General features: G+C 41.3%; 11 protein-coding genes. 4 read left to right on the top strand and 7 right to left on the bottom strand.

The window, feature by feature from the left end; translation table 11 throughout:
* Window positions 1–27 precede the first annotated feature (27 nt).
* Window positions 28–2,712 (bottom strand): alanine--tRNA ligase, encoded by a 2,685-nt coding sequence (alaS, locus tag Q3A68_RS21110; RefSeq protein WP_302903125.1) that lies wholly within the window; start codon window positions 2,710–2,712, stop codon window positions 28–30.
* 191 nt (window positions 2,713–2,903) lie between these two features.
* Between alaS and Q3A68_RS21105 the strand changes: the two genes are divergently transcribed.
* From Q3A68_RS21105 to Q3A68_RS21095, 3 genes are all read left to right on the top strand, one after another.
* Window positions 2,904–3,239: a MerR family transcriptional regulator gene (locus Q3A68_RS21105; RefSeq protein ID WP_302903124.1), complete on the top strand. Its 336-nt coding sequence runs from the start codon at window positions 2,904–2,906 to the stop codon at window positions 3,237–3,239.
* A gap of 368 nt (window positions 3,240–3,607) precedes the next feature.
* Window positions 3,608–3,892: a hypothetical protein gene (locus Q3A68_RS21100; RefSeq protein WP_302903123.1), complete on the top strand. Its 285-nt coding sequence runs from the start codon at window positions 3,608–3,610 to the stop codon at window positions 3,890–3,892.
* 138 nt (window positions 3,893–4,030) lie between these two features.
* Window positions 4,031–4,672 carry a hypothetical protein gene (locus Q3A68_RS21095; RefSeq protein WP_302903122.1) on the top strand — a complete coding sequence of 214 codons (642 nt, stop codon included), beginning with the start codon at window positions 4,031–4,033 and terminating at the stop codon, window positions 4,670–4,672.
* A gap of 70 nt (window positions 4,673–4,742) precedes the next feature.
* On the opposite strand, the gene Q3A68_RS21090 is transcribed toward Q3A68_RS21095, so the two are convergent.
* The 4 genes from Q3A68_RS21090 to Q3A68_RS21075 are packed head-to-tail and all read right to left on the bottom strand — an operon-like array spanning window position 4,743 to window position 8,031.
* Window positions 4,743–5,354, bottom strand: coding sequence for a hypothetical protein (locus Q3A68_RS21090; protein WP_302903121.1), 612 nt, complete (start codon window positions 5,352–5,354; stop codon window positions 4,743–4,745).
* A gap of 3 nt (window positions 5,355–5,357) precedes the next feature.
* Entirely contained in the window at window positions 5,358–6,623 is a 1,266-nt protein-coding gene (bioA, locus tag Q3A68_RS21085; protein ID WP_302903120.1) for an adenosylmethionine--8-amino-7-oxononanoate transaminase, read from the bottom strand.
* Window positions 6,620–7,060: an NUDIX domain-containing protein gene (locus Q3A68_RS21080; protein ID WP_302903119.1), complete on the bottom strand. Its 441-nt coding sequence runs from the start codon at window positions 7,058–7,060 to the stop codon at window positions 6,620–6,622. The genes bioA and Q3A68_RS21080 overlap by 4 nt, the downstream gene beginning before the upstream one ends.
* Complete coding sequence (locus Q3A68_RS21075; protein ID WP_302903118.1) at window positions 7,060–8,031, bottom strand: cation diffusion facilitator family transporter; 972 nt, start codon at window positions 8,029–8,031, stop codon at window positions 7,060–7,062. Before Q3A68_RS21075 ends, Q3A68_RS21080 begins: the two co-directional genes overlap by 1 nt.
* A 222-nt stretch (window positions 8,032–8,253) precedes the next feature.
* Here Q3A68_RS21075 and Q3A68_RS21070 point away from each other — a divergent pair, with 222 nt between their 5' ends.
* Window positions 8,254–9,447, top strand: coding sequence for a pyridoxal phosphate-dependent aminotransferase (locus Q3A68_RS21070; protein ID WP_302903117.1), 1,194 nt, complete (start codon window positions 8,254–8,256; stop codon window positions 9,445–9,447).
* Window positions 9,448–9,516: 69 nt separating this feature from the next.
* Here Q3A68_RS21070 and Q3A68_RS21065 read toward each other — a convergent pair whose 3' ends face one another.
* The gene (locus tag Q3A68_RS21065) at window positions 9,517–10,074 is read right to left on the bottom strand and encodes a hypothetical protein (protein ID WP_302903116.1); all 558 of its coding nucleotides are present in this window, start codon (window positions 10,072–10,074) and stop codon (window positions 9,517–9,519) included.
* A gap of 339 nt (window positions 10,075–10,413) precedes the next feature.
* Window positions 10,414–13,587 carry an efflux RND transporter permease subunit gene (locus Q3A68_RS21060; protein ID WP_302903115.1) on the bottom strand — a complete coding sequence of 1,058 codons (3,174 nt, stop codon included), beginning with the start codon at window positions 13,585–13,587 and terminating at the stop codon, window positions 10,414–10,416.
* Window positions 13,588–13,593 lie beyond the last annotated feature (6 nt).

The following is a 13,593-nucleotide window of genomic DNA, read 5'->3' as shown; positions in this document are numbered from 1 at the left end:
ACCCATTTATTTATTCTCTTTTCTGTTCTATATAAAGCTTTTGGCCTTCTTTAATACCTTATCTAATCCGCTAACATCTTTACCGCCTGCAGTTGCGAAGAATGGCTGACCGCCGCCACCGCCCTGAATTTCCTTAGCAAGTTCGCGAACGATGTTGCCGGCATTCAGCCCTTTATCTTTTACCAGATTTTCAGAGATCATGACGGTGATGTTCGGTTTACCTTCAAAATCAGCAGCCAGAACAAGGAAAAGATCACTAACCATATCTTTTAACTGGTAAGCCAGATTCTTTAGGGCATCTGCATTTGGAAGAGCCACTTTTTCAGCGATAAAATTGACACCATTAATATGCTGCGCTTTTTTAGCCAATTCATTTTTTAATCCAGCTGATTTTTCGAGAACCGATTTCTCGATTTCTTTTTTCAGCTTGCTGTTTTCATCCAGCAGACTCTCGATGCTTTTGCCGATATCTTTCGGGTTTTTCAGCAACTCCTTTAGCTGGTGGATGAGCAGGCTTTGCTCATTGATATAGTTTTCAGCACCGATACCTGTAATAGCCTCGATACGGCGAACACCTGCCGCCACAGCGCTTTCAGCTATGATCTTAAAATAACCGATATTACCAGTAGCTTTTACATGCGTACCGCCGCAAAGCTCTTTCGAGAAACTGTCATCAAAAGTGATCACGCGCACATATTCGCCATATTTTTCGCCAAACAAAGCAGTTACACCGCTACTAATAGCTACCAGGTATGCCACGTTACGTTCTTCTTTTAAAGGAATATTCTCACGTACTTTTTGATTTACAATTGCCTCTATCTGTGCCAGTTCCTGCTCGGTTACTTTGGCGAAATGCGAGAAATCGAATCGCAGGTATTCGTCATTTACCAATGAGCCTTTCTGGTTCACGTGACTGCCCAATACCTGCTTCAAAGCAGCATGTAATAAGTGCGTAGCCGAGTGATTGCTCATAATATTGGCCCGGCGCGCTGGGTCTACAATGGCTGTCAGCACATCATCAATAGCTTCTTCAGATGGCAGCTTATCTACAAAATGTACGATCAGCGCATTTTCTTTTTTGGTGTCGGTTACATTAATTACTTCTCCATCCGGGAAAACCAATTCGCCCGTATCCCCTACCTGGCCACCACTTTCGGCATAGAATGGCGTTTTATCTAATACAATCTGATATTGTTCTTTTCCTTTAGCAGTTACTTTACGGTATTTCACTACATGGGCTATGGTTTCGGTCTCGTCATAGCCTGTAAATTCGGTTGTGTCTTCGTCTTTTATAACCGTCCAATCGCCTGTGTCAATAGCGGTGGCCGCACGGGAACGTGATTTTTGTTGCTGAAGCGCTTTATTGAAATCCGCCATGTTAATTTCACCACCCTTTTCACGCACCATCAATTCTGTCAGATCTATTGGAAACCCGTATGTGTCGTATAATTTAAAGGCGTTTTGTCCAGGAAGTATTACTTGATAAGCCCCTAATCGTGGATTATCACCTCCTATTCCGGCTTTTTCTGCTTTTTCATAATAATCTTCAAAATACTTTATACCATTTTCTAATGTTCTAAGGAATGAATTTTCCTCTTCCAACACCACCTTTTGCACAAAATCCTTCTGACTCCACAATTCATCGAATACACCTTCAAATTGCTTTGCCAGTAATGGCACAAGATGGTTTAAAAAAGGTTCCTTAATATCTAAATATTGATACTGATACCTTACAGCTCTGCGTAAAATCCGGCGAACTACATATCCCGCTTTATTGTTTGACGGCAACTGTCCATCTGCAATGGTGAAGCTTACAGCACGAACATGGTCAGCCAATACCCGCATGGCAACAGCCTCATGCCATCCGTCTTCACCCGGTTTGGCAGCCGCATTATATTTTTTACCGCTTTTTTCAGCAATAAATTGTATCAGTTGCTGAAAAATATCGGTATCATAGTTTGAAGTTTTATCCTGCAGTACACGCACCAATCGCTCAAAGCCCATCCCGGTATCCACGTGTTTGGCTGGCAATGGCTGTAATGAGCCATCCTTTAGGCGGTTAAACTGCATGAATACATTATTCCATATCTCGATCACCTGGTCACTGTCGCCATTTACCAGGCTTGCACCTGATACTTTAGCACGCTCATCATCGGGGCGGTTATCATAATGAATTTCCGAACATGGTCCGCAGGGACCGGTTTCGCCCATTTCCCAGAAATTATCCTTTTTGTTTCCCATCAGGATGCGGTCTTCGGCAATATACTGCGCCCAGAAATCATAGGCTTCCTGGTCTTTTGGTAACCCTTCTTTTTCGTCTCCCTCAAAAACGGTTACGTACAGGCGGTCTTTGTCAATTTTATATACATCGGTCAGCAATTCCCAGCTCCAGGCAATGGCTTCCTTTTTAAAATAGTCGCCAAAGCTCCAGTTGCCCAGCATCTCGAACATGGTATGGTGATAAGTGTCGATACCCACTTCTTCCAGGTCATTATGCTTGCCAGAAACACGCAGACAACGCTGAGTATCTGCCACACGAGGGTACTTGGCTGGTGCTTCACCCAGAAAAATATCTTTAAACTGGTTCATCCCAGCGTTGGTAAACATCAGTGTCGGGTCGTTTTTAATAACAATAGGAGCCGATGGCACTATGGTGTGCCCTTTGGAAGCAAAAAAGTCCAAAAAAGCCTTACGTATCTCTGAAGAAGTCATGAAATGTTAAATAGTTCGCAAAGTTAATTATTCGCCTCAAAGTGCGAAAACATGCCCTCTAATCACTTTATTATGAGAATGAGCACGTTACAAGGATTAAAAGAATAAAAACTTTTCCACACTTTGTGATTTTATAGAACTTTCTTAGCTGATTGTGCGTTAAAAAGAAAAATTGAAATTAATTTTGGACTATGCCTTACAAAGAGCACGAGATTAGTAAAATGTACTACACCATGGGTGAGGTAGCTGCTATTTTTGACGTAAATCAGTCATTGATCAGATTCTACGAAAAAGAATTTGATGTATTACAGCCCAAAAAGAACAAAAAAGGCAACCGCTATTTCACTCCTGAGGATATAGAACACCTGCGTATTATTTTCCACTTAGTAAGGGATAAAGGCTATACCATTAATGGCGCGCGTGAACACCTGAAGAAAAACATGGATGAATCCAAAGACCATCAGCGTGTTGTTGATTCGCTTGAAAGCATCAAAAAATTCCTGCTGGAAGTCCGCGAACAATTATAATCCCAATTTTAGCGAACTATTATCTTTTTTAAAGATTTTTTCTCTTTGAAATCCTATCTTTATTTCCAGATTTTTTGTGCTGATCATCATCAGTACCTGAACCTGTAAAATTGATATGATAGCCGCTCACAAAGGCGAAATTCCATTTGCGATATTATTACTCCACTTTTTAGCTGGAATCGGTTTAGGTATTTATTTTCCTATATTTTCTTTTACGTTTCTAGCGATTCTACTCGGGAGTTTGAATGTGCTGTTTATCAGCCTAAACTTGATTTATAAAAAACTTAATCTTCACAAATTAAAATGGGTTGGCGGAATATTGATTTTCAGCATATCATTCTGTTGAGGGTGGAACATCCCCTTAAAACATGACGAACTCAACGAAAAAGATCATTTTTCAAAAAAGCCAAACCCTGGCTGATGCAGGATTATCACAAAAATTGAAGATCGACTATTTATACCTATCTGGTTCTGGCAGTTCGGACGCTGATCTCAATTTTAACAATAAGAACTATGATTACCATTCGTTGATTATCGACAATACCAATTCAAACTTCCTGATTGACAAGTCGCAAAAACAAGCACAATCACAACATGTCAATTTTCACACATTACATCGTAACAATTCAATAGTCGTATCATCTAACGAATAATTAAACAAAATTTGCACTCAAAACATTTAATATCTATTTTGTCACAAATAAAATCCAAAGCATGAAACCATCGTGGCTTATAAAAAACGAACACTGCTCATGATAGCTTCATTACCATTAATAAACAAATCAAATACAATGAAAATCAAACTCTTAGGCGCAGCTTTCGGTGTTGCTTTATCGGCAATATCGTTAAGTGCCAGTGCGCAAAAAAACTTCACGGAGGGCGTGGTTACTTATAAAACCAGTATGCGCGGCCAGGATGTGGAAATCAAAGAATATTTCAGGGCAGACTCCACTGCAGCTACTTTTTCTGCGGGTCCGGCTACAATAAAATTATTATCTGACGCTAACCACAAATCGTTCGCCGTATTGGTTGATGTACCTGTAGCTTCAATAAAAAAGGCCGCTATCTACACTCCTGACGAAGTGGAACAGGCAATGAACGGTTTACCAACTTTTACCTTTGCGCCAGGCACTGAGACCAAAACAATTTCTGGTTTCAATTGCAAAAAAGTAGTTGCTACTGATAACAAAGACAAAAAGACTTATGACATCTGGGTTACTAATGATATTGCAGTTCCTCCTACTGCTATCCCGGTATATTATAAAGCAATTGGCGGTTTCCCCGTACAATACACCGCATTTCAGCAAGGTCAAAGCACTGAAATTACCGTTTCAAGTGTAACAGACCAGAAAGCTCCTGCCGGAACTTTTGGCATTCCTGCTGACTTTGATAAGATCAGCAAAGATGACCTGGCCGCTATGTCAGGTGGTTGATTATTATCCTTAAGGCATAAAAAAAGCGATCCGATTAATTCGGATCGCTTTTTTTGTTTAGTACTATTGATTAGTTAGCTACTTCCTTATTCAATTGATCCACCCATTGATTGAACAATCTGCTTTCGATTTCAACCGCTCTATTGGCATGCAATTGCCAGTCAGGAGAAAAAGTTTTTAACTGATTGATCATTTCCTCCAAATGGCCTTCTTCTTCCAGAATAATGGATTTTACGTTGACCTTGCTACCATTCTTATCCAACTCTTCCTGGTAAACGGGGTAAAGTTCATCAGCCCGAACTTCGATAGCATAAGTAACCAGCAAATAGGCAGCAAAACGCAATGCACTCGCTGTTAAGCCCAATTCCTTTTTTAAGTATCTGCATACATCCACATCCAACTGATTGAGATAGTATTTGCTGCTTTTCGGAGCAATCAGGTAATCACTTGTATAGGTTGGGCACTCTGCCAATTTTACTTTCTCTATCTGTTTTTTAAGATAAAAAGCATGACGATGCTCCTCAGCGGCATGTTTAAGTATAATATAGGTAACTGTTTCAGGGTCTTCACAGGCTGATATTTTGCGTGCGCCGGTGTTTTCCATCAACGAGAGGGTATTCAACCATCGTGCATGCAACTGGTCGTTATTAATTATGGCAGATATTAGTTTATTGAATTCCATTAGTTATAATTCGTCAAGTGCACTTTCAATTTTGCTGTAAATATAATTGAGTTGCTCATTGGTGATGCAATACGGAGGTAAAATATAAATGATATTGCCCAATGGACGCAGAATAATTCCTGCCTCTAAAAAATATTGATAAAGGCGGTCACGCAACGAACTGAAGTATGAGGTATCCGAACCGGTCTCCCATTCCATCGCCAGGATGGTGCCTGTCTGTCGTGTAGTTCTGATCTTAGGATGATCTTTGATCTTCGACGCAAACTTATTGTGCGATTCTGCAATACGATCAATATTTTCCTGTGTGGATGGATCTAAAAACAGATCGAGACTGGCCAGTCCTGCCGAACACGCTACCGGATTAGCTGTATAAGAATGTCCGTGAAACAATGTTTTCAAGCGGTCGTCTGATAAAAAGGCATTAAATATTTGCTGGGTACACGTAGTTAAACCCAAAGCCATAGTTCCGCCTGTTAAGCCCTTGGAAAAACACATTATATCTGGTTGCACCGAAACATGGTTACAAGCAAAAGGCTTTCCTGTGCGGCCGAAGCCGGTAAAAACTTCATCAGCAATGAGCAGCACACCTTTTTCACGGCAATGCGCCATTAGCTCCTCCAGGTATTTCGCCTCATACATCAACATTCCTGATGCGCCCTGAACCAGGGGCTCGAAGATAAAACAGGTTAGATCAGATTTGAGATTTGAGATTTGAGATTTGAGACCTTCGATATTCGATGCGTCGGGTGTATCGATAAACTCTACCTCGAACAGCAAGTTATCAAAAGCGGCAGTAAAAGCACTGCGACCGCTCACAGCCATGGCACCGAAAGTATCACCATGATAGGCATTTTTGAATGCCAATATTTTAGTACGGTTTATACCCTGATTGTGCCAGTATTGCAGGCACATCTTTATCGCTACCTCTACTGCCGTTGAACCATTATCGGAATAAAATGCCTTTTGCTGATTTGATGGCAGTATTTGTAAAATACGTTCGGCTAATTCTACCGCTGCCGGATGGGTGAACCCGGCAAATATTACGTGTTCCAGTTTATTAAGTTGTTCAGCAACTTTCTGAGCGATATAAGGATGCGCATGCCCATGAATATTTACCCACCAGGATGACACCGCATCGACATAGCATTTGCCGTTTTCGTCATACAAACAGGCCCCTTCACCGCGTACGATAGGTACAGGCGGTAAAGCAGTTTTCATTTGAGTATAAGGGTGCCATATAACTTTTAAATCTCTTTCTACCAGACTCATTTGTTATTTATTAAAAGTTTTACTACATGCTGGTCTATCGGAAATGTAACATCTTCAGGATGAATATCTGCCATGTTTACCCATCGAAAAGATTGCAACACTTCCCCTTCTCCATCAAAATCAAAAGCGATGGTTTTGAATGCCAGATTCAGTGGCGTAATATTTTTAACCATATAGTATACACTGATCATCTGCGATTCGTTAAAGGCTGATTTGATGTAAAAATCGGTGGTATAAAAATGGCGGAGCACCTCTATTTCAACATTACACTCTTCAACAAATTCCCGTTTTAAGCCGTCGATCAAACCCTCACCATGTTCCAGACCACCGCCCGGAAATTTAGTAAACCGCATACCAAATTCCTGTTCATCGGTGATGAGGATTTCATTTTGGTCATTAATCAACAGACCGTATACGCGTACATTAAATGGATACATTATTCGAAATGTTTTTTGTTACGGATCACCTTTTCAAGCGTCCAGGTTATGTCTTCAGTTTTTGCTTCCGATCGTATGGGGCAGTCGGGCATGCGGCAGTAATGACAACATTGAGGCACACATGGGTCTGTATGGATAAACAACTCTGTTTTGGTTACCTGTTCATTTATAAGCTGATCAATTCTTTTAACCTCATCATGTACCTGAATAAGGTCCAGATAATTCGGCAAGGTTAAATGGCAATCGATGTGCAGATCATTACCATATTTTTGTGCCCTGAAATTATGTATGTCTATCCATTGATCTCTTCTTTTCTCATTCAATACTGAAACTACCTCTGTGACAATATCAAAATCTGCTTCATCCATCAAACCCGAAACAGATTTTCTGACCAATTTATAGCCGGTATAAACAATGTATAATCCTACTAAGACAGATAAGATGCTATCTAGTATTAAGATTTGGGTAAAATGGATAAGTAATAACCCCAAAACAAGACCTAAACTAGTGACCATGTCGGTTATCAGGTGTTTACCATCTGCCTCAAGAGTAATTGAACGCAAGTGCTTTCCCCTTTTTATCATATAGTAACCGTAACCGCCATTTACTACACCGGTTGCGCCGATGATAATCGCTCCGGCAACAAGCTCCTTAATCTCGTGCGGATAAAAAATATTGTAGCCCGATTTAAATAAAATGACTAATCCGGCCAGACCGATTAAACCGCCTTCAATGAATACAGAAAAGAATTCAATCTTCCCATGACCATACGGGTGATTCTGATCACGAGGTTGTGCAGCCAGATAAATACTGAAAAAAGCAAATGAACTCGCTAATATGTTTACAATGCTTTCAGCAGCATCAGTTAACACGAAATTTGAAGAAGTTAAAAAGTAGGCACTGAATTTCGCCAGCATTAGAACAGTACCTGTAATCAGGGATATTAATATGATCCGTTTTTGTTCTTGCAAAATATTGAGGATTTGCGCGCAAATTTAGGAATAACATCTTGAAGTCCTAAGTCAATAGTCATAAGTCTTGTGTTAGTTGCATTAAAATTAAGAAATCGCAAAAAAGCAAAGCTTTAGGTCCCTAAATTTGAGAAAAATGAAAAAATAGAAAATGACTTAAGACGCTAACCCGCGACTAAAGACTTTTCCTATATTTGCGCCCGGAATAAAATTAAGTTAATTATGAGCGCATTAAGTAACAGAATCAACAACCTTGCTGAATCGGCAACTATCAAAATGGCCAAATTGGGCCGTGAGCTTGCTGCTAAAGGTGTTGATGTAATCAGCCTTAGTTTTGGCGAACCGGATTTTCATACCCCTGAGTACGTAAAGGAAGCGGCTAAGAAAGCCATGGATGAAAATTTCACCTATTACACCCCGGTATCTGGTTATCCTGAACTGCGAAAGGCAATCGCTGCTAAACTTAAGAACGAAAATGGCCTGGACTATGATTTCAGCCAGATCGTGGTTTCTACGGGCGCTAAACAGGCTATCGCCAACGCTGTGCTTTGTTTGGTTAACCCTGGCGAAGAAGTAATTATCCCTACTCCTTACTGGGTATCTTACTCTGAGGTAGTAAAATTGGCTGAAGGCAAAAGTGTGTTTATTGATACTACTGTTGAGCAGGAATTCAAGATCACTCCTGAGCAATTAGAAGCTGCAATAACGCCAAATACCAAACTGTTCATGTTCTCTTCGCCTTGTAACCCTACAGGTAGTGTTTATAGCAAAGCGGAACTTGAAGGCTTAGCTAAAGTATTTGAAAAACACCCGCATGTCTATATCCTGTCTGACGAGATATACGAGCACATCAACTTTGTTGATAAGCACGAATCAATAGCTCAGTTCGACAGCATTAAAGACCGCGTGATCATCATCAATGGTTTTTCAAAAGCATTTGCAATGACCGGTTGGAGAATCGGTTATACTGCATCGAACAAAGAGATTGCTGCGGCTTGCGATAAAATGCAGGGCCAGATCACTTCAGGCACCTGCTCAATCACCCAGAAAGCAGGTGTTGCGGCAAGTGAAGGTGGTTTAGAAAGTGTTTTGAAAATGCGTGAGCAATTCAGAAAACGCCGCGATATCGTTTATGCATTATTGAAAGAAATTCCGGGTGTTCATGTAAACCTGCCGGAAGGAGCATTCTACTTCTTCCCTAATGTGACTTCATTCTTTGGTAAAAGTTATAATGGCAATACCATTAAAGATGCAGACGAGCTAAGCATATTCCTGCTGGAAGAAGCACACGTGGCAACTGTAGGCGGCGACTCATTTGGCGATCCTAAATCGATCCGTATATCTTACGCAGCTGCCGAAGATAAGCTGATAGAAGCTATCAAAAGAATCAAAGCAGCTTTGGCGAAACTAAGCTAAAGAAGTCCGATATTCATAAAAAACCCCATTACGACGCCGTAATGGGGTTTTTGTTTAATGCAAATTTGTTTACAGCGTAAAGCCGTAAGCAACACGCAAGTTTACAAGACCATAGTTTACGCCGCCGCCCGATAAGTTTTCGTAACGTGCACCTATGTCCCATGACTTATTGGCCCAGCCTAAGCCTGGTGATAACAGAAGCCTTGTGCTGCCGCCTGATGAAGTTTCAAATCCGGCACCTGCTTCACCGCTTATATAAATTGGTGAATTAAAAAATACCTTAGCACCAGCTTTTACCGGTATCAAACCAAAATTTGGGGCTTTAGCTGTAACGGTTGTTACCCCGGTTCCGGAAACGATGGTGGCCGTATAATCTTTACCAAAGAAGTTGTAGTACCCAGAGGTCAGCATGATAGCGACATTTTTATCGATTCCATACTGTAAGCGCGCAGTACCACCTAAGTCCCAGCTAGAAGTATTGTGAATATCGCCGGTTGGCAAACCGCCTTCTACGCCGACCCCTAAACGCCATGCGCTTTTGTCTACGGTTTGAGCTTTCACATTCGTTGCAAAAAATATAGCTATGGCTGTTCCAGCGATAGCCATTAGTTTAGTTACTTTTTTCATAGTTGTTGTGTTTGGTTAAACTAAATGGTTTATGTTATGCCCCCTTTACAAATATTTTGCCATTGTGATTTTTCGGGGCTTTCTTCTGCTAAGTAACGAAAGTTATTAAGATATATTATTAACAAATGTTAATATGTTAAATTATTGTACAACAGCTCATTGACTGATCAAGTATAAAAGCATAAAAAATCAAACAATTGATTAATGACTTTTTAATGAGTTGATAGTAAAAAAGCACTTCTGTACTCTATTGTAGAGCTCTGTGTTCTGTTTGCAAGGCATTTTTCCAACCTACAATAATGCCGCTAAATAAAAAAACCCGTACTCAGGGGCTTCTGTTTATGCTTGAGTATCGCGATCGGGGTCGGACTTATAATGTTTTTGTAATTCGGCTAATTTCTCTTTACCATATGCAGCCCGTGTGATCAGATAAAATAGTACCGGTACGATAAATATAGCCAGCGATGTAGCCGCCAGCATTCCCCCAAATACCGTCCAGCCAATAGTTTGCCTGGCTTGCGCCCCGGCTCCGGATGCAACCAATAGCGGACCTACACCTAAAATAAAGGCCATTGACGTCATGATGATTGGACGCAACCGTAAACGCACAGCTTCCAGTATTGCTTTCTCCAGCTCTACCCCCCTGTCCACACGTTCCTTAGCGAATTCGACAATCAGGATTGCATTTTTGGCCGCCAGGCCGATAAGTGTAATCAAACCGATTTGTGCGTATATATTGTTGTCCAGACCTTTGTTAAAAGGTAGGCTTAAAAACAATATCGCCCCAAAGGCGCCCAATGGTACCGCGAGTAGTACCGAGAAGGGAACCGACCAGCTCTCGTATAAGGCAGCAAGGAACAGAAACACGAATCCGATAGATAGCATGAAGATGTATACCGTTTTCGATCCGGACAAAATTTCCTCGCGGCTCAAGCCTGAGAATTCATATCCATAACCTTCGGGCAAGGTTTTGGCCGCCACTTCCTGCAAAGCTTTAATGGCATCGCCACTACTGAACCCTTCAGCCGAGTTGCCGTCAATTTCAGCTGAGCGGAAAAGATTAAAGTGTGAGATCAACGGTGCATTTTCAATCATCTTGTAAGAAGTAACCGTACTTAGAGGTACCATTTGCCCATCCTGGTTCCGCACAAAATATTGGCCCAGACTTGAAATATCTGTACGGTAGTTGGTATCTGCCTGAGCTACCACGTGAAAATTACGGCCGTAAATGGTAAAGTCGTTGACAAAATAACTACCCATATAGGTTTGCAGGGCTGAGTTGATATTAGAGATAGATACACCTAAACGCTTAGCCTTTTCACGATCGATGGTTAACTGATAAGCAGGAGTGCGTGCCGTAAAGAATGAAAATGCCTTTGATATTTCTTTTCGTTTCCTCACCTCAGCCAGGAAGTTTTGAAGTGTTTTTTCAAATGCACCAATGTCGCCTGCCTGTCGCTGTTCAAGTATAAAAGAAAAACCTGCAGTGGTTCCCAATCCGGGTACCGCAGGCGGTCGGATTACCACGACAGTGGCTTCCTTAAACCTGGCCATTCTTTTCTGGATTACACCAACAAGCTGTTCTGAGGTTAACTTGCGGTCGTCCCAGGGTTTTAACTGCACAAATATGGTTCCGCTGTTAGACTTATTTGCAAAGCTCACCACATTTAATCCCCCTAATGCAGCATAATGCCCCACTTCAGGAATACTATCCAATAAATTCATCATCTCATGCAAGCGCGAAACACTCCTTTGTGTGGATGATGCTTCAGGCAGATCGTAAGTGATATAAATACGCCCTTCGTCTTCAGTCGGTATAAAACCGGTAGGTTTACCCCTAAATAGTAAGATAGTCGCGACGATAATACATACCAGGATAATGATTATAAATTTAGAATTCTTGATACTTCTATCAACCGCATTTCTGTACCTGCCCGTTACCCTGCCAAACCATACATTGAATTTGAAGAAGAACTTGTCTAAACCCTTTGAGTTTTCATCCAATTTATGAGGACGCAATAGTATTGTGCATAAAGCAGGTGTTAATGATAGCGCCACAAATGCTGAAATCAACACAGAAATAGCAATAGTAATCGCAAACTGTTGATAAAGTCTGCCAACGATACCCGGAACAAAACCCACAGGAACGAATACCGCAGCCAGAATCAATGCGATGGCAATTACCGGTGCCGAAATATCTTTCATCGCATGGTTTGTAGCCTCTTTAGGCGACATACCATCCTCATCCATATAATGCTGAACGGCTTCGACAACCACGATGGCGTCATCGACCACTATACCAATAGCTAAAACAAAGCCGAAAAGTGTTAACGTATTGATAGTGAAATTTAAAGGTATAAAGAATATAAAGGTCCCTATGATTGACACGGGAATAGCCAAAACAGGGATGAGTGTTGTGCGCCAGTTTTGGAGGAATAGGAACACGACGAGAATCACAAGCGTTAAAGCAATTAATAAGGTTACAACTACCTCATGTACTGATACTTTTACAACGGTTACTGCTTCAAACGGAACGACATAATCAACGTCTGTAGGAAACGATTTTTTAAGCTCCTCCATCGTCTTAACCACATTCTCTGCAGTTTCAATTGCATTACTGTTGGGCGCCTGGTAAATTAACAGGTAGGCAGCTCTCTTATTATCAACAAATGAATTACCTGCATAATTAAATTTGCCGAGTTCAACACGGGCTACATCTTTCAAATGTACTATTGCCCCATTTCCAGGCTGAGTCCTTACAATAATATTTTCAAATTCCTGAGGAGTCCTCAACCTACCGTTCGCTAGTATAGTGTATTCAAAGCTTTGTGTCTTCTCCTGGGGAGTTGAGCCTACCGATCCCGCTGCGATCTGCGCATTTTGTTCCTGGATGGCACTTGTCACATCGGTTGCTGTCATTCCTAACGCAGCAAGTTTATCCGGTTTGAGCCAAATACGCATACTAAAATCGTCCGCCCTATTAATAACGTCACCTACACCTTTAGCTCGTAAAAGTGCATCACGCACATATACATTGCTATAATTGTCAAGAAACGGCACTGTATGACTCCCCTTTGGAGCAAAGATTGCCACCAGCATCAGGATACTTGGGTTCCGCTTGCGGGTTATGATACCTATACGCTGAACATCCTGAGGTAATGTTGGTGTTGCTATGCCTACCCTGTTTTGTACGTCTAACGCTGCCACATTGATGTCGGTACCCACTTCAAAGTTAACCGTCATGCTCATTTGTCCGTTGCTAGCGCTGTTACTCTGCAGATACGTCATGCCCGGCGTACCGTTTACCTGTACTTCTATCGGCGTAGCAACAGTTTGCTCAACAGTTTGCGCATCAGCACCGGTGTAGGTTGTAGAGATATTAACTGTTGGAGGTGTAATTTCAGGATACTGGCCTATAGCCAGGTTAGTTATAGATAATATACCCACCACAACTATGACCAGTGAAATAACTATGGCTGTAACAGGTCGTTTTATAAAGGTTTCTGCAATCATTCTTTT

Origin of the sequence: Mucilaginibacter tolerans (genome assembly GCF_030519375.1) — a bacterium.
Taxonomy (GTDB): domain Bacteria; phylum Bacteroidota; class Bacteroidia; order Sphingobacteriales; family Sphingobacteriaceae; genus Mucilaginibacter.
This window is presented reverse-complemented; position numbering and strand designations above follow the sequence as displayed.

Coding starts and splice junctions, on each gene's coding strand:
- alaS (WP_302903125.1), bottom strand. CDS start 2,712: ATGACTTCTTCAGAGATACGTAAGGCTTTTTTGGACTTTTTTGCTTCC.
- Q3A68_RS21105 (WP_302903124.1), top strand. CDS start 2,904: ATGCCTTACAAAGAGCACGAGATTAGTAAAATGTACTACACCATGGGT.
- Q3A68_RS21100 (WP_302903123.1), top strand. CDS start 3,608: ATGACGAACTCAACGAAAAAGATCATTTTTCAAAAAAGCCAAACCCTG.
- Q3A68_RS21095 (WP_302903122.1), top strand. CDS start 4,031: ATGAAAATCAAACTCTTAGGCGCAGCTTTCGGTGTTGCTTTATCGGCA.
- Q3A68_RS21090 (WP_302903121.1), bottom strand. CDS start 5,354: ATGGAATTCAATAAACTAATATCTGCCATAATTAATAACGACCAGTTG.
- bioA (WP_302903120.1), bottom strand. CDS start 6,623: ATGAGTCTGGTAGAAAGAGATTTAAAAGTTATATGGCACCCTTATACT.
- Q3A68_RS21080 (WP_302903119.1), bottom strand. CDS start 7,060: ATGTATCCATTTAATGTACGCGTATACGGTCTGTTGATTAATGACCAA.
- Q3A68_RS21070 (WP_302903117.1), top strand. CDS start 8,254: ATGAGCGCATTAAGTAACAGAATCAACAACCTTGCTGAATCGGCAACT.
- Q3A68_RS21065 (WP_302903116.1), bottom strand. CDS start 10,074: ATGAAAAAAGTAACTAAACTAATGGCTATCGCTGGAACAGCCATAGCT.
- Q3A68_RS21060 (WP_302903115.1), bottom strand. CDS start 13,587: ATGATTGCAGAAACCTTTATAAAACGACCTGTTACAGCCATAGTTATT.